At 72.6% G+C, this 15422-nt stretch carries 13 protein-coding genes and 1 pseudogene; 8 read left to right on the top strand and 6 right to left on the bottom strand.

Going from position 1 to position 15422, the window contains the following annotated elements; translation table 11 throughout:
• Window positions 1-10: 10 nt before the first annotated feature.
• Window positions 11-667 (bottom strand): NADPH-dependent F420 reductase, encoded by a 657-nt coding sequence (locus AMK19_RS09780; protein ID WP_073810138.1) that lies wholly within the window; start codon window positions 665-667, stop codon window positions 11-13.
• Between the two features lie 368 nt (window positions 668-1035).
• Between AMK19_RS09780 and AMK19_RS09775 the strand changes: the two genes are divergently transcribed.
• The 4 genes from AMK19_RS09775 to AMK19_RS09760 all read left to right on the top strand — a co-directional run bounded on the left by AMK19_RS09775 (window position 1036) and on the right by AMK19_RS09760 (window position 5888).
• Complete coding sequence (locus AMK19_RS09775; RefSeq protein ID WP_073810136.1) at window positions 1036-3954, top strand: polysaccharide lyase family 8 super-sandwich domain-containing protein; 2919 nt, start codon at window positions 1036-1038, stop codon at window positions 3952-3954.
• A 200-nt stretch (window positions 3955-4154) separates the two neighbouring features.
• Window positions 4155-4772, top strand: a complete 618-nt coding sequence (locus AMK19_RS09770) for a DUF1707 SHOCT-like domain-containing protein (protein WP_073810134.1) — start codon at window positions 4155-4157, stop codon at window positions 4770-4772.
• Window positions 4773-4860: 88 nt separating this feature from the next.
• Window positions 4861-5265: a VOC family protein gene (locus tag AMK19_RS09765; RefSeq protein WP_073810133.1), complete on the top strand. Its 405-nt coding sequence runs from the start codon at window positions 4861-4863 to the stop codon at window positions 5263-5265.
• 29 nt (window positions 5266-5294) lie between these two features.
• Window positions 5295-5888, top strand: a complete 594-nt coding sequence (locus AMK19_RS09760; protein WP_073810131.1) for a DUF6629 family protein — start codon at window positions 5295-5297, stop codon at window positions 5886-5888.
• Here AMK19_RS09760 and AMK19_RS38590 read toward each other — a convergent pair.
• The gene (locus AMK19_RS38590; RefSeq protein WP_443134997.1) at window positions 5877-6281 is read right to left on the bottom strand and encodes a hypothetical protein; all 405 of its coding nucleotides are present in this window, start codon (window positions 6279-6281) and stop codon (window positions 5877-5879) included. The genes AMK19_RS09760 and AMK19_RS38590 overlap by 12 nt on opposite strands.
• A 16-nt stretch (window positions 6282-6297) precedes the next feature.
• The gene (locus AMK19_RS09750; RefSeq protein WP_073810130.1) at window positions 6298-7170 is read right to left on the bottom strand and encodes a polysaccharide deacetylase family protein; all 873 of its coding nucleotides are present in this window, start codon (window positions 7168-7170) and stop codon (window positions 6298-6300) included.
• Between the two features lie 95 nt (window positions 7171-7265).
• Here AMK19_RS09750 and AMK19_RS09745 point away from each other — a divergent pair, with 95 nt between their 5' ends.
• A complete protein-coding gene (locus AMK19_RS09745) occupies window positions 7266-8369 on the top strand; it encodes a calcium:proton antiporter (protein ID WP_073810128.1) in 1104 nt (367 codons plus the stop codon).
• Between the two features lie 78 nt (window positions 8370-8447).
• On the opposite strand, the gene glmS is transcribed toward AMK19_RS09745, so the two are convergent.
• On the bottom strand, window positions 8448-10289 hold the full coding sequence (gene glmS, locus AMK19_RS09740; protein WP_073810126.1) for a glutamine--fructose-6-phosphate transaminase (isomerizing): 1842 nt from the start codon (window positions 10287-10289) through the stop codon (window positions 8448-8450).
• Between the two features lie 51 nt (window positions 10290-10340).
• Entirely contained in the window at window positions 10341-10646 is a 306-nt protein-coding gene (locus AMK19_RS09735) for a hypothetical protein (protein ID WP_073810125.1), read from the bottom strand.
• Window positions 10647-10712: 66 nt separating this feature from the next.
• Here AMK19_RS09735 and AMK19_RS09730 point away from each other — a divergent pair, with 66 nt between their 5' ends.
• Together AMK19_RS09730 and AMK19_RS09725 are read left to right on the top strand one after the other, a co-directional pair.
• The gene (locus tag AMK19_RS09730; protein ID WP_073810123.1) at window positions 10713-11819 is read left to right on the top strand and encodes a winged helix DNA-binding domain-containing protein; all 1107 of its coding nucleotides are present in this window, start codon (window positions 10713-10715) and stop codon (window positions 11817-11819) included.
• A gap of 367 nt (window positions 11820-12186) precedes the next feature.
• A complete protein-coding gene (locus AMK19_RS09725; RefSeq protein ID WP_073810122.1) occupies window positions 12187-13293 on the top strand; it encodes a hypothetical protein in 1107 nt (368 codons plus the stop codon).
• A gap of 664 nt (window positions 13294-13957) precedes the next feature.
• Here AMK19_RS09725 and AMK19_RS09720 read toward each other — a convergent pair.
• Window positions 13958-14221, bottom strand: a pseudogene (locus AMK19_RS09720) (tetratricopeptide repeat protein); the annotation flags it as partial.
• 117 nt (window positions 14222-14338) lie between these two features.
• Here AMK19_RS09720 and AMK19_RS09715 point away from each other — a divergent pair.
• Window positions 14339-15394, top strand: a complete 1056-nt coding sequence (locus tag AMK19_RS09715) for a Scr1 family TA system antitoxin-like transcriptional regulator (RefSeq protein ID WP_073810120.1) — start codon at window positions 14339-14341, stop codon at window positions 15392-15394.
• Window positions 15395-15422 lie beyond the last annotated feature (28 nt).

The following is a 15422-nucleotide window of genomic DNA, read 5'->3' as shown; positions in this document are numbered from 1 at the left end:
CCTCTCGCGCTCAGTTCGCGGTCCGGATCGCGTAGTTGAAGTCGGCGTGCCCGAAGTGCCGCATCAGCGTCATCCAGAACGGCATCAGCATCTCCGTCCCCCGCGCCGCCTCGATCCCGCCGAGGTCCAGCACCCGCCCCGCCGGCCAGCCGAACTCTCCCAGCAGCGCCGTGACCTGCGCCTTCGCCTCGGCGTTCTCCCCCGCCACGAACAGCTGGTGCTCGCCGGGGATCCGGTCCGGGTCCACCATGACGGTGACGGTGACGGTGTTCAGCGCCTTCACGACGCGGCTCTCGGGCAGCGCGCGCTGCAGCTGCTCGCCGACACTGTCCGTGTTGACGGGGTCGAGCGTCATCTCCCCGGTCGGCGAGAACACCAGCGGGTTCGACACGTCGAGCACGGTCTTCCCGGCGAGGTGCTCCGACCCGGCCAGATCCACCGCCGACAGTGCGACGGTGCCGGAGGTGGCGACGATCACCAGCTCCCCGAACTCGGCCGCCTCCGCGAACGTCCCGGCCCGCCCGCCCTGCCCGCTGCGCTCCGCCCAGTCGGCGGCCGCGTCGTTGCCCTTGCTCCGCGACCCGAGAACGACCTCGTGTCCGAGCGCGACGAGCTTGCTACCGAGAGTCTGCCCGACCGTCCCCGTGCCGAGAATTCCGATTCGCATTCCCACTCCGTCCCCGTTCGACCCGACCCGAAAATCCGAACGCACCCTACCCGAGCCCACTTTGATCCACAGTCAGAACCCGTCCGCCCCCACAGGCCCGTCCACCCCCACCCCCCACCATGCGACCCCCGCCACCCCCACGCCACCCGCACCGGCGCGACCGTCACCGGGAGGCTCCACTCGCCCGCCCGGAGCCGGCCCCTGGCGGGACGCGCCCGTCCTGCCCCGCCGGGCCGGCCCGGAAACCTGCACGCCGGGGGTGTGGAAAGCGCTTACCCAATGCCCTCCCGAACCGTTGACGCCCCAGCGGGAAAGCGCTTACCGTCGGGCAGCCGGAAAGCGCTTTCCCACCCCCTCCCGGAGGCGTCGTGCCCCTGCCTGCCCTCTCCCGTCGCACCCTGCTCCAGGCCGGCACCGCCGGTGCCCTCACCCTCGCCGTCGCCGGCCCCGCCACCGCCACCGCCGCGGGCGCCGCGACCGCCGACCCGTACGAGACCCTCCGCCTGCGCTGGCTCGCGCTCCTCACCGGCACCGGGTTCGACCCGGCCGCCGACCCGTTCGCCGCCGCGCTGCGCGCCCTCGGTGACCGCGCCCGCACCCAGCAGCAGGCGATGGCGCCGACCGCCGGCTCCCTCTGGCCGGACCTCCCCCTGGGCTCCGTCTCCGCGAACATCACCGGCAGTTTCGTCCGCCTCCGCACCATGGCCCTCGCCTGGGCCCAGCCGGGCACCGGCCTGACCGGTGACGCGACTCTCGCGGCGGCCGTCGCCGCGGGCCTCGACCAGCTCTGCGCCTCCGCGTACACCGCCACCGCGACGGCCTACGACAACTGGTGGGACTGGCAGATCGGTTCGCCGCAGGCGCTGCTCGACACCTGCGTCCTCCTCGCACCCCGGCTCACCACCGACCGGCTCACCGCCTACTGCGCGGCCGTCGACCACGCCGTCCCCGACTCCAAGGTCTCCGCCTACTCGGGCACGAGCACCGGCGCCAACCGCGTCGACCTCTGCCGCGTCCTCGCCCTGCGCGGCGTCGTCGGCAGGAGCGCCGCGAAGCTCGCCACCGCCTCCGCCGCACTGTCCCCGGTCTTCCCGTACGTGCTGACCGGGGACGGCCTGTACCCGGACGGCTCGTTCGTCCAGCACACCTGGGTCCCGTACACCGGGTCCTACGGCGAGGTTCTGCTCAGCGGCCTGAGCCGCCTGTTCGCCCTGCTCGCCGGCTCGACCTGGGAGGTCACCGACCCGCAGCGCCAGAACGTCTTCGACGCGGTGGATTCGGCCTACGCGCCGTTCCTCTTCAACGGCCTCGTGATGGACTCGGTCGTCGGCCGGGCCAGCAGCCGGGGCCTCCAGTCCTCCGATCTCCTGCACCTCCAGCAGGACGACCACGGCCGGGGCCACACGATCATCGGCCACATCCTCCGACTGGCGAACTCGGGCGCGGCCCCGGCCGACCGGTCCGCGCGCTGGCGGGCGGCCGTGAAGGGCTGGATCGCCCGCGACTACTACCGCCCGTACCTCTCGGACGCGGCCGTCGACGTCCCCGAACTGGCCCGCGCCCAGGCCCTCGTCGCGGACGGCTCGGTCGCACCGGCCGCGGAGCCGGTGGGCACGCGGGTGTTCGCGATGGACCGGGCGGTGGCGCGGCGCGCCGACTGGGCGGTCTCGTTGTCGATGTGCTCGGCGCGCACGACGTTCTACGAGACCGGCAACGGCGAGAACGTGCGCGGCTGGCACACCAACAACGGGCTCCTCGCCTGGTGGAACGCGACGACCGGCAACGGCCAGTACGCCGACGCGTTCTGGCCGACCGTCGACCCGTACCGCCTGCCGGGGACGACCGTCTCGACGAAGAAGCTCGCGGACGCGGCCGGCGGCGCGTGGGGCGCGGCGCGCCCGGACAGCGGGTGGGCGGGCGGTGCGAGCGACGGCACGTACGCGGCGGTGGGGCAGGCGGTGCGCGGGCTGTCGTCGACGCTCTCGGGCTGGAAGTCCTGGTTCCTGCTGGACGATTCGGTGGTCTGCCTGGGCGCGGGCATCAGCTGCACCGACGGCGTGCCGGTCGAGACCGTGGTCGAGAACCGCAACCTCGGCGCGTCCGGCACGCACGCGTTCACCGTGGACGGGACGGCCCAACCGACCGCCCTCGGCTGGTCGCAGCGGTTCACGGGCGCGAAGTCGATGACGATCGCGGGCTTCGGCGGCTACGTCTTCCCGGGCGGCGCGACCGTGCAGGCCAAGCGCGAGGCCCGCACCGGCAGTTGGCACGACATCAACTCCGGCGGCAGCTCGGAGGCGCTGACCCGCCGCTACCTGACGCTCTGGTTCGACCACGGCGCCGACCCGTCGAACGCCGGCTACGCGTACCTGCTGCTGCCGGGCGCGGACGCGGCGGCGACAGCGGCCCGGGCGGCGTCCCCGACCGTCACCGTGCTGGCCAACTCGTCCTCCGTTCAGGCGGTTTCGGACTCCGCCTCGGGCGTGACGGCGGCGAACTTCTTCACGGCGGGCAGCGCCGGCCCGATCACCGTCTCGGCGCCGTGCTCGGTGCTGGTCCGCGAGTCGGGCGGCACGCTGAGCGTCTCGGTGGCGGACCCGTCCCGCACGGTCGCCGCGGTGCAGGTGACGGTGGCCCGGCCGGGCTACGTCTCGGCGGACCCGGCCACGGGCGTCACGGTGCTGTCGACGGGCCCGGCGGTGCAACTGCTGGCGGAGCTCGGCGGCACCCAGGGCGCGAGCCGCACGGTGACGCTGCGCACCTCCGGCGCGGCGGCGGCGGCGAACGCCGCCCTGCTCGCCCCGGTGCAGGACACCTACGTCCGGGACGGCTCGTACGGCGACGCCAACTACGGGACGGCGAACGTGCTGACGGTGAAGAACACCGACACCACGGCCTCCGGTTTCTCCCGCCGCGCCCTCCTCGCCTTCGACACCTCGCAGGTGCCGGGCACGGTGCGCCGCGCGGTGCTCTGGGTGCGCGGCGTCGTCGCCGACTCGGGCGGCACCGAGACGGACCTCCAGGCATTCGCCACCGCACCCGGCGGCTGGCAGGAGACAGCGGCGACGTGGAACCGCTGCCCGGCCCCGGCCGCCGCGCTCGGCACCGGCCGGATCTCCACGGCCGCCGACTGGATCGCCCTGGACGTCACCGCCGCCGTGACCGCCGACCCGGCCCTGACCCTGACCATCGGCCAGCCCGCCGGCCGCGTGGGCCTGGCCGTGAACCTCAACAGCCGGGAGAACACGGCCTACCCGCCGATCCTCCAGGTGATCACCACCGCCTGACCCTGCCGTACCCGTGTCCGCCATCCGCACCGCCGCCGAACTCCGCGTCCAGAACGCGGAGTTCGGCCGTTCGGGAACCTCGCCGGGCCACGGCCCGACCGTCGACCGCCCTTGGCGAGAACACCTATCGCGATATATCGTAAGTTCTCGTCGCCGCCCCCTTCACCGGCGGCCCTTCACCACGCTCAGAACGGGAACCCATGCCAGGAGAGATCTCGCCCGCCGGGAAGCCCTCCGGCCTCGGCACCCACCCCGAACTCCGGGCCTCCCACGCGGACCGGGACCGGACGGCCGACATCCTGCGCGTCGCGGCGGGCGACGGCCGGCTCACGTCGGACGAACTGGACCAGCGCTTGGAGGTCGCCCTCTCGGCGCGCACCGTCCGCGAACTGGCCGAGCTCACCGCGGACCTGCCGAGCGTCTCGCTCTCCGGCGACGGGGTGGTCGCGGAGGCCAAGGACGTCCTGCGGATCGAGCAGAAGTGGAGCGCGGTCAAGCGGGAGGGCCGCTGGGTGGTGCCGCGCCGCCTGGAACTCGACCTGGAGTGGTGCAGCGTGACGCTCGACCTCACCCAGGCCGTGATCACCCGGGGCACCCTGGAGATCGACATCGACATGCGGGGCAAGAACCTGACCCTGATCGTCGGCCCGGGCACGGTGGTCGACACCGACGCCCTGATGCTGGAGCACAGCCGCGTGAAGAACCGGGCCCAGGCCCCCGCCGGACCGACCACCCTGCACGTGTCGCTGACCGGCGAGAAGCGCTTCGGCCGCGTCCTCGTGCGCGGCCCGCGAAAGTCCCTCCGCCGCAACCCCTGAGCCGCCGGCCCCGACCCGGCGGTCAACCCCCGCACCTGCGGTCGGCATAGTGGGGGCGGACCCGCTCCCCAGTTCCGGAGGATTGTCGATGGACGCGCTCCACCCCCGTCTGCTGGTCGCCGACTTCGCCGCCTGCTTCGCCTTCTACGACGCCGTCCTGCCCGCGCTGCTCGGCGCGCACCTGGTCAAGGGCACGGCACAAGGCCCGTACGCCAACTGGGACTTGGGCGACCAGGCGGTCCTGGTTCTGTTCGACCGGGCGGCGATGGCCGCCACCCTCGGCACCGCCCCGGCGCCCGCCGACGCGGCCCCGGCCGACACCGGCATGTTCGTCTGCCGGGTCGCCGACGTGGACGCCGCGTACGCGCTCTGCCTGGCCCACGGCGGGACGCCCGTGCTGCCGCCGACCGACCGGCCCGCGTGGGGGCCGACGCTGCGCAGCGCCCATCTGCGCGACCCGCAGGGCACGCTGATCGAGCTTCAGTCGTACTGATCGCGGGGGCCGGTCAGTACGCTGGCGGGGTGTGCTGGAGCGCCGGGGCCGATCTGCTCGTCGGCGCCGCCGTCTCGGCGGTCGGCGTCGCCACCCTGCTGCGCACCAGGGCTCCCCGCCAACTCCCGCTCGCCGCAATGCCGTTGCTGCTGGGCCTGCACCAGCTGGCGGAGGCGGGCGTCTGGTCGGGCTGGGCGTGGGCCCGCACGGTGTGGGCGGTGATCGCGCTGCCGCTGCTACCGGTGTACGTGCCGGCCGCGGTGTGGTGCGCGACCGGCCGCCGCTCGGCGGCCTGGTTCACCGCGCTCGGCGCGGCGGTCGCCGTCCCCTTGGCCGTCGCCCTCGCCCGGCACCCGGCGGCGGCGCACCCGCACGGCCACACCCTCCAGTACGCGGTCGGCGTCCCGGCCGCCGGCCTACTGCTGGCGGGCTACCTGATCGCCACGGTGGGCGCGCTGCTCTGCTCGGGCGACCGCCTGCTGCGCCGCCTCGGCGTGGTCCTCGGCGCGGGCGCGCTCGTCTGCGGCCTGCTGTGGCGGCTGGCGTTCATCTCCACCTGGTGCGCGCTGGCCGCCGTCACCTCCGTCCTGGTGTACGACCGGGCGCGAAGATCACCGGCCTGAACCGGCCGCGTCGATGAGCGCGAGCGCGTCCTGCACCGAGCCGCCCGGGTCGGGTACGGGGTACAGCACGCCGCGCACCGTGCGGGTGGCGTCGAGCAGCAGGGTGACGCGCTTGAGCCGTTCGGCGCCGCCCGCCCGGAAGGTGGGCAGGCGCAGCGCGCCGGTGAGGCGCAGCGCGGCGTCGGAGAGCAGCGGGAACGGGATGGCCTGGTGGGCGGCGAACGCGGTCTGCTGGTCGGGGCGTTGGCCGCCGCCTCGCTCTGCGGCACCCGCACGGCCCTCTGGGCGGCCTGCGCGCTGACGGCGGTGGCCCCGGTGGTGCTGCTCTGCTCGCGGGTGCGCGGCCTGCGCCGCCTGGACGCACCGGACGCACCGGACGCACCGGAGGAGCATTCGACCTGGCTGCCCGTCAGTCCGACAGGCGGACGAACCGCCGCCCCGCGTCCAGCAGTCGGGGCAGCGCCTGCGCGTAGCCGCGTCCGGTGCCCGCGTCGGGGTGGTTGAAGTGACTGATCACCACCGCCCCGGGCGGGGCCGCGCCGACCGTCCGGGCCACCTGCTCGGCGGTGAACGTCGCCCCGCCGTCGCCGTTGACCGCGAACCCGGCCACCCGCTCGCCGAGTTCGCCGACGATCCGCACCGCGACCTCGTCGTAGTGCGCCGTCCCGGAGCGGAACCAGCGCGGCGGCCGGCCGAGCAGGGCGGACAGTTTCGCCGCGTTGTCCGCCACCTCCCCGTAGGCGGCCGCGGCGTCCGCGGTGCCGGCGATGCCGTACGCCGAGCGGCCGGTGACGGACAGCGGGCGGTGCGCGGTGCCGTGGTTGCCGAGTTCGAACAGCGGGTCGGCGGCCAGGTCGCCGAACGGCCCGGGGTTGGCGTCGATCCACCGGGCGTTCAGGAACAGCGTGGCGGGCACCCGGTGCCGGCGCAGCGTGTCGATCAGCGCCGCGTCGTAGCCGTCCCCGCCGGGCCCGCCGCACGCGTCGAAGGTCAATGCCAGCGCCCCGTCCGGCACCTCGGCCACCACCCCGGGCAGGTCCGTCCCCCACCGGGTGGGCCGCTGCCCGGCGTACCGCGCGATCACCTCCTCCCGACTGGGCGCGGCAACGGACGACGACAGCGAGGGAGACGGCGACAGCGACGGCGAGGGGGACGGCGAGGGAGACTGCGACGGCGAGGGCGGCACCAGCGCAGGCGCGACGGACGTGGGCGGCCCGGAGCGCGCGCACCCCGCCGCGAGTCCGAGGGCCGCCGCCAGCACCGTCCGACGTCCGCAGAACATTCCGCCGCTCCTCACTGTTCGTCAACGTCCATCGTGACCGCCGCCACGAGTGTCACTTCCGGGCCGGGCCGGTGCCATCTGCGAAGCTCAGCCGTATGGCTTCTCCCTCGCGACCGCACTATCTGCAGTGGACGACCATCGCCCCGGTGATGGCGTTCCTGCTGCTCCTGGCGACCTGGCACCGAGAACTCCCGTGGCCGGTGGTGGCGTTGGTGGCGGTCTTCCTGGCGGTGTCGGTGGTGGCGGCCGTGCACCACGCGGAGCTGATCGCGCACCGGGTCGGCGAGCCGTACGGCTCACTGGTGCTGGCGGTCGCGGTCACCATCATCGAGGTGGCGCTGATCGTGACGCTGATGGCGGACGGCGGCGACAAGAGCGCGGGTCTGGCCCGGGACACGGTGTTCGCCGCCGTGATGATCACCTGCAACGGCATCCTCGGCCTGTCGATCCTGGTCGGCGCGTTGAAGTACCGGGAGGCGGTGTTCAACGCGGAGGGCACCGGCGCGGCGTTCGGCGCGATCGCGACGCTGGCGACGCTGAGCCTGGTGCTTCCGACGTTCACCACCTCGACGCCGGGCCCGCAGTTCTCCCCCACCCAGCTGGTGTTCGCGGCGACGGCGTCGATCGTCATCTACGGCCTGTTCGTGTCGACCCTGACGATCCGGCACCGCGACTACTTCCTGCCGGTGACGCCGGCGGGCGAGGTGATCGACTCGATGGACGAGCACGCCGAGCCGCCGTCCCGCAGGCAGACGCTGATCAGCGTCGGCCTGCTGTCGGTCGCCCTGGTCTCGGTGGTCGGCCTGGCCAAGGGCGTGTCGCCGACGATCGAGCGCGGGGTGGCGTCGGCGGGGCTGCCGAACGCGGTGGTCGGCGTGGTGATCGCGCTGATGGTGCTGCTGCCGGAGTCGATCGCGGCCGTCCGGGCGGCGGTCCGCAACCGGGTGCAGATCAGCCTCAACCTGGCGCTCGGTTCGGCGCTGGCCTCGATCGGCCTGACCATCCCGGCGGTCGCGGTGGCCTCGACCTGGTTGAGCGGTCCGCTCGAACTCGGCCTCGGCGCCAATCACATGATCCTGCTGGCCCTGACGGTCGCGGTCGGCACCCTGACCGTCATCCCCAAGCGCGCCACCCCGCTCCAGGGCGGCGTCCACCTGGCGATCCTGGGCGCCTACCTGGTCCTCGCGGTCAGCCCCTGACCTCCTGAGACCTCCGTGTCGGACGAACGGTGGCGGGTGCGAACACGCACCCGCCACCGCCGTTTCGGAGCAGGAACGTCACTCCACCGTCACGCTCTTGGCCAGGTTGCGCGGCTTGTCCACGTCCCGGCCGAGGGCCACGGCCGCGTGGTAGGCGAGCAGTTGGAGCGGGATGTTGAGCAGCAGCGGGTCGAGTTCCGGCTCGCTCTTCGGGACCACCACGCAGTGGTCCGCGAGCCGCGCCTCGATCCGGCGGTGCGCGACGGCCAGCACGCGCCCGGAGCGGGCCTTGATCTCGCCGAGCGCGGTCAGGTTCTTGTCGAGCAGTTCGTCGTCCGGCACCAGCGCGACGGTCGGCAGCTCGGGGCTGATCAGCGCCAGCGGTCCGTGCTTCAACTCGGAGGCGGGGTACGCCTCGGCGTGCACGTAGGAGATCTCCTTGAGCTTCTGCGCGCCCTCCCGGGCCACGGGGTAGCCGCGCACCCGGCCGATGAACATCATGCCCTGGCTGTCGGCGTACTCGGCGGCGAGCGCCTCGATCGCCTTCTCCTGCCCCAGGACCTCGCGGATCTGCTCGGGCAGCGCCTTCAGCGCGCCCACGATCCGCCGGCCGTCGGCGGGCGACAGGTCGTGGATCCGACCGAAGTGCAGCGCCAGCAGGGCGAAGGCGATCACCGTGGAGGTGAACGCCTTGGTGGAGGCGACCGAGATCTCCGGGCCGGCGTGCAGGTAGATGCCGCCGTCGCACTCGCGGGCGATCGCCGAGCCGACGGTGTTGACCACGCCCAGCACCCGCCCGCCCTTGCGCTTGATCTCCTGCACGGCGGCGAGCGTGTCGTAGGTCTCGCCGGACTGGCTGACCGCCACGTACAGGGTGTCGGCCTCGATCACCGGGTTGCGGTAGCGGAACTCGGAGGCGGGCTCGGAGTGCGCGGGAATCCGGGCCAGCTCCTCGATCAGCTGCGCGCCCATCTCGCCCGCGTAGTACGCCGACCCGCAGCCGAGGATCTTCACCCGGCGGATCTCCCGCAGCTCCCGGGCGTCCAGGTTGAGCCCGCCCAGGTGCGCGGTGGCGAACCGCTCGTCGAGCCGGCCGGACAGGGTGCGCTCGACGGCGCCGGGCTGCTCGTGGATCTCCTTCAGCAGGTAGTGCGCGTACCCGCCGGTGTCGTACGAGCCGATCTCCCAGTCGACGGTGGACGGCTGCCGGGTGACGGTCCGGGCGTCCTCGGTGAACGTCCGGAAGCCGTCGGCGCGGACCGTCGCCAGCTCGCCGTCCTCCAGGTGCACCACCTGCCGGGTGTAGCGGACCAGCGCGGACACGTCGGACGCCGCGAACATCTCCTTCTCGCCGATGCCGAGCACGATCGGGCTGCCGTTGCGGGCCACCACGATCCGGTCGGCCTGCTCGGCGTCCAGCACCGCGATGCCGTACGTGCCGACGACCAGCTTCAGCGCGGCCCGCACCGCGTCCTCCAGCTCGCCGCCGTCCGCGCGGTGCGCGGCGATCAGGTGGGCCAGCACCTCGGTGTCGGTCTCCGAGCGGAACACCGCGCCGTCTGCCGTCAGCTTGGCGCGCAGCTCGTCGGCGTTCTCGATGATGCCGTTGTGCACCACCGCGATCCGGCCGTCGTTGTCGGTGTGCGGGTGCGCGTTCTCGTCGGACGGGACGCCGTGGGTCGCCCACCGGGTGTGGCCGATGCCGACGCCGCCCTTGAACCGGGCCGGCAGCGCCGCCGCCAGGTCCGCGACCCGGCCCTTGACCTTGCACACCTTCAGCTTCGCCGGGACGGACTTGGTGGCGGGGGCTACCACCGCCACGCCCGCCGAGTCGTATCCCCGGTACTCCAGTCGCTGCAGGCCTTCCAGCAGGAACGGGGACGCGTCCTTGGGGCCGATGTAGGCCACGATTCCGCACATGGGCGTGGACTCCTGGTGTTCGAGGGTTTGTCAGGTGGACGCGGGGCCCGATCAGCCGTAGACCATCCGCCGCAGCTGCCGCACCGACAGCTCCGGCGCGGCCACCCGGCGGGCGGCCAGCTCCGCACCGAGGCGGGCGAAGATCCGATCGTTGGTCAGGCCCCTGGCCTGGAGCTCACCGTGGCGGCGGCGCACGTACTCCTCCGTGCTCTCGGAGAAGTACGCCAGCACCTCCGCGACGACCCGCGCCGCCTCCGCGGGGGCCAGCGCAGTGGTCCGGGCGAGATGGGCGAGCAGGTCCTCATGAGGGTGCGGTGAGACAGGCACGGTCGGGGAGCCTAGGCGGGAAGTGTCCATTTGCCAAAGATCCTGCCCGATTTCGGGCAGGACTGCGCGCCAAAGCCGTCACGGTACGGTGAGCGCATGCGTGCACTGGAGCTGGACGACGACCGGGTGAGGGCCCTGCGCACCGAGGGACAGGGCCTCGGCCGCCCCTTCTCCTCCGCCGCCGAGACCGTCGAACGGGTCGTCGGCATCCAGGCCCAGGACGCCCGCGCCGGGGCCCTGGGCATCCGTGTCCGCACCCACGCCCTCACCGCGGCGGACCTCCGGCGCGCCCTGGAGGTCGACCGCACCCTGGTCCGCGGCTGGTTCCTGCGCGGCACCCTGCACACCGTCACCACCGCCGACCTGCACTGGCTGCTCGACCTGCTCGGGCCGCACGTCCTGCGCCTGAGCGCCCGCCGCCACCGCGAACTCGGCCTCGACGAGAGCCTCTGCGACCGCGCCGAGACGGTGATCACCGACGCCCTGGCCGCCCAAGGCCCCTGCACCCGGGCCGAGTTGACCCATCGCCTCGCCGACGCCGGCCTCCCGGCGGACGGCCAGGCGCCGTTCCACCTGATCCGCCGGACCGCCCTGCGCGGCCGGATCTGCTTCGGCCCCGACCGGGACGGCGACGCCACCTACGTCCTGCTCGCCGACTGGCTGCCCGACGCCCCCGGCGACGGCCCCACCGGCGACGCCGCCGTCACCGCCCTGGCCCGCCGCTACCTGCGCGCCCACGGCCCCGCCACCCTCGAGGACTTCGCGGGCTGGTCCGGTCTGCCCGCCTCCGCAGCCCGCCGCGCCTGGCACTCCCTCGACCTGCTCCCCGTCCGCGTACAGGACCAGGACTGCGCCCTGCCCGCCGACCGCGCCGACGAAATCGACGCCGCCCCGGGCCCCGCGCCCGAGGTCCGGCTGCTCCCGATGTACGACAACTACCTTGTCGCCCACCGCACTTCGGCCCTCTCCGTGCCCGCCGCACACCAGAAGCAGGTCCGCCCGGGCGGCGGCCTGATCCGCGCCGCCGTCCTCACCGACGGCCTCGCCTGCGGCACCTGGTCCTGGCGTCGCGACCACGCCGACGTCACCCTGTTCGACCCGACGGCCGCACCCGGTCTCGCCCCGGGCATCGCCGCCGAATCCACCGACATCGCCCGCTTCCTGCGACCGGCCTGGACACCGCCCCCCGCGACTGCCCCATAGCCCGCGTCTGAACACGTTCGATTTCCCGATTCGACGTCAGGGGGACCTGGCCCATGCGCACATTGAGCCTCCCGTCTGGGCGTCCGTGGTGCTCATCGACGGCCGCGGGCCGTCGGCGAATCGCCGGCAGCATTCGGGCGCAACCGATGGGCTCCGCGACGCGTAGTGCATGAGGGACGGCCGAACGGGTGAGCGGGGCGCACCCACGGGAGCGAGGCCGTCGTTGAAGGACGGTGCGCGGTCGGTGTTCGGGTGATGGTGGCCCGGTGCTTGCATCCGTCGGCGGTGTCCGGGCGGGGGTTTCCGGTGGTCACGCCGCAGGATGGGCCGCGTACTGTCCGTGTCGATCACTGGGGGACTGTCCGTCATGCAACCGCGTGTGTTCGCCGTCGTCACCGCCGTCCTGCTGGCCGCGCTCGGCCTCGGGTCGGTCCTGGTCACCGACTGGACGCCCAAGCCAGCCACCGCCGCCGTCTCCCCCGCCGGCCAGGTCGGCCGCACCGACCCCGCCCCCGGCGCGGCGTCCCCCTCGCCCACCGGCGACCCGGCGGTGTGGACCCGCTCCACGCTCCGCAACAAGCTGATGGCCGAGATGGACGCCGGCGACCCCGGCGTCGCCCTCGCCGACCTCGACAAGATCACCAAGGACAAGCCGTACACCGTGCGGTTCTGCCACCCGATCGCGCACGAGCTCGGCCACGCCGCCGTCCAGCGCTACCACCAGGACTTCCAGAAGGTCATCTCCTTCCCCCACGAGACCTGCGCGGCCGGCTACCTGCACGGCGCGGTCGAGGAGATGCTCGCCAACTCCCAGGACCCGCAGCACGACATCCTCACCCTGTGCGCACCGTCCAACAAGGGACCCTGCATCCACGGCGTCGGCCACGGCATCATGTTCGTCACCAAGCAGGACATCCCCGCCGCCCGCGACCTGTGCAACAAGTTCCCCTCCGAGAGCCGCCGCATCACCTGCTCCGAGGGCGTCTTCATGCAACTCTTCGCCCCCGACGAGGAGGACGAGAAGGCCAAGGCGAACCTCCCCGCGGACAAGCTCGCCGCCGACCCGCTGTACCCCTGCCCCGAGCAGCCCGCGCTCTACCAGTCGGCCTGCTTCTTCTACGCCCCCACGTACTTCCTCTCCTCGCACGACTACGCCAACCACCCCGAGGTGTTCGCCCAGGCCCTCCAGTGGTGCCTGAACGCGAAGCCCTCCGGCGGCGAGAACGACTGCTCCCGCGGCGTGGGCTCGCGCACCATGAAGTACAACCTCGACCGCGAGGACTGGGCGGCCCAGCAGTGCGCCACCGCGAAGGACGCCTGGCAGCGCAAGGCCTGCGCGGAGGGCCTGATGAGCTACTACACCGTCAACTACACGGACAACGGCGCGGCCGGCCGCCTGTGCAGCAGGATCACCGACAAGGAGATCCAGGGCTACTGCCGCTCCGCGGGCGGCCTTTCCAGCACCCTGGACTGAAACGCTTTGGGCCGCGGGGGTCGGCCCGACACCACGGCTTCCACGATCTTCGCCGCCCGACCGTCCGACCCGGTCACCGAACCGCCTGTGAACCGGGCCGCAGCGCAGTTGGCAATCGGGTAGGTCACGACGGAAGTCACTTCACGGGAGGCGGGATACCGCATCCTGTGTGCTTGTTCGCCAGCGCCCGGAGGATGCGCGACGTCACGTGCTGGTCCATGTCCATCTCGGGCAGCTCGCTCGTCCGCGCCACCCGCACCGCGCTGTACTCACCGTCGGACAGGGGCCGCATCAGGAGCGCGTCGACGGGCCTGATGGTGCCACCGTCGAAGACCAGCGCCATGCCTCCCGGCACCATCGGGCCGACGTCGAGCAGGGTCGGGGAGACAGGCAGCCCGATTCCCAGCCGGTCCTTGACGTGCCGGGTGGTGATCGCGGCGGGGTGCTCGCCCATGTCCGTGGCCCAGGAGGCCCCGGGAAGGTCCCAGCGCTCCGACCGCTCGTCCTGCACGAGCACGATCCGTGCGTCCGGGGGCCCGCTGCTGGACTGCGGCGCGTCGGGCTCCACCTCGAACAGGGCGAAGCCCCGCCCCGTGGCGTCGGTCACCGCGACTCCAACTCCTCGGACGAGCAAGTGGGTTGCCGACACAGAGAGCCGAGCGTGGCGGAGCGCCCGGCGCGGGGCGAACCCCAGATCCGCCAGCGACTTCTCCGGCCACATGTGCCGAAACACCCGCCGGTAGGCGTAGTTGGGGCAGCGGATCTCGCCTGCCTCCACCCGCCCGACGTAGCGCGCGTCGCACGACACGTGCTCACCGATCTCCTTGGCGGCCCTGCGAATCTTCGTGGCGAACTCCCTCGGCGAGAGGTTGCCGCGCAGCTCCCGCATCGCCAGGTTGGGGACGAGCGGGAGTTGGGGCGCACGCATGGTGATCACCGTCTGCTCCGTCCGGTCGTCGGTGTGTCACCAGCATCGGCCCGGGCACGTAGGATCTCCAGCAATGCAAATCAACACTTGCTTCTGTTAATCAGAGGTGGAACACCCGTGCGACGCAATACACTTGATCCGTCGTCATCTCCGCTCAAGGCCTTCGGGTGGCAACTCCGCGAGCTGCGGGAACGGGCAGCGATGCGACAGAAGGACCTGGGCGCGGCCGCCGGGTACACCGGCGCCTACGTCTCTATGATCGAAAACGGTCTTCGTCTGCCACCCGTTGAGTTCGTTCGTGCGGTCGATCACGCGCTCGGAGCGGGCGGCGCACTTGAAGGCACCTGGTGGATGCTCACCCACAGCGCGTTCATCGAAGGCTTCGACGAGTACCGGGCTCTTGAGCTCACCACAGTGGAGCTGTGTCAGTGGGAGGTTGGGCTACCTCCGGGCATCGCCCAAACGCGCCGGTTCGCCACCGCTCTGCAGGCCGGCTACGTGGAGCGCGGGTCGATCACCCAGGCCCAGGCGGACGCTCGCGTCCAAGCCCTCATGGACCGCCAGGCCCCCCTTCGGGGGCCGAACCCCCCGCGCCTTCGGCTCATCCTGGACGAGAGCTGCGTTCGAAGTGTGATCGGCTCCCCGAGCGTGACTGCCGAACAGCTGGGCTGGCTGGTGGAGTTGGCGCGACGGCCGAACGTGACCCTTCAAGTGCTGCCCTTCGACCGGGCCGGGACCCGACCGTTCACGCAGTCCGTGACTCTGTTGACTCTGCCCACCCGGGAGACGGTCGGATACACCGAGACGCACCACCGTGGGTACGTTCAGCGCGAAAGCGCAACGGTGGCAGCATGGCTGACGGACTACCATCGTCTACAGGCAGAAGCGCTTGCCCCGGATGAGTCAATCGCACTGATCCACACTGTTCGGAAGGGTCTCGTCAACATGTCCGCCACGCCGCAGATTGACCGAGCCAGTGCAACTTGGTTCAAGGCCAGCTACTCCAATGGCCAAGGCCAGTGCGTTGAGATCAGCACCGACTTTGTGTCCTCTCATGCCACGCTGCTCGTCCGGGACAGCAAGGACCCGGACGGACCCGCGCTCAGCTTCTCCCCTTCCGCCTGGGCCGCCTTCGCGGAAGCGGCGGGAAACGGGAAGTTCGGCGACGCCTGAGCCCAACCTGCGCACTCCACAGATCAGT

It is taken from the genome of Kitasatospora sp. CB01950, assembly GCF_001905465.1.
In the GTDB taxonomy this organism is placed as follows: domain Bacteria; phylum Actinomycetota; class Actinomycetes; order Streptomycetales; family Streptomycetaceae; genus Kitasatospora.
This window is presented reverse-complemented; position numbering and strand designations above follow the sequence as displayed.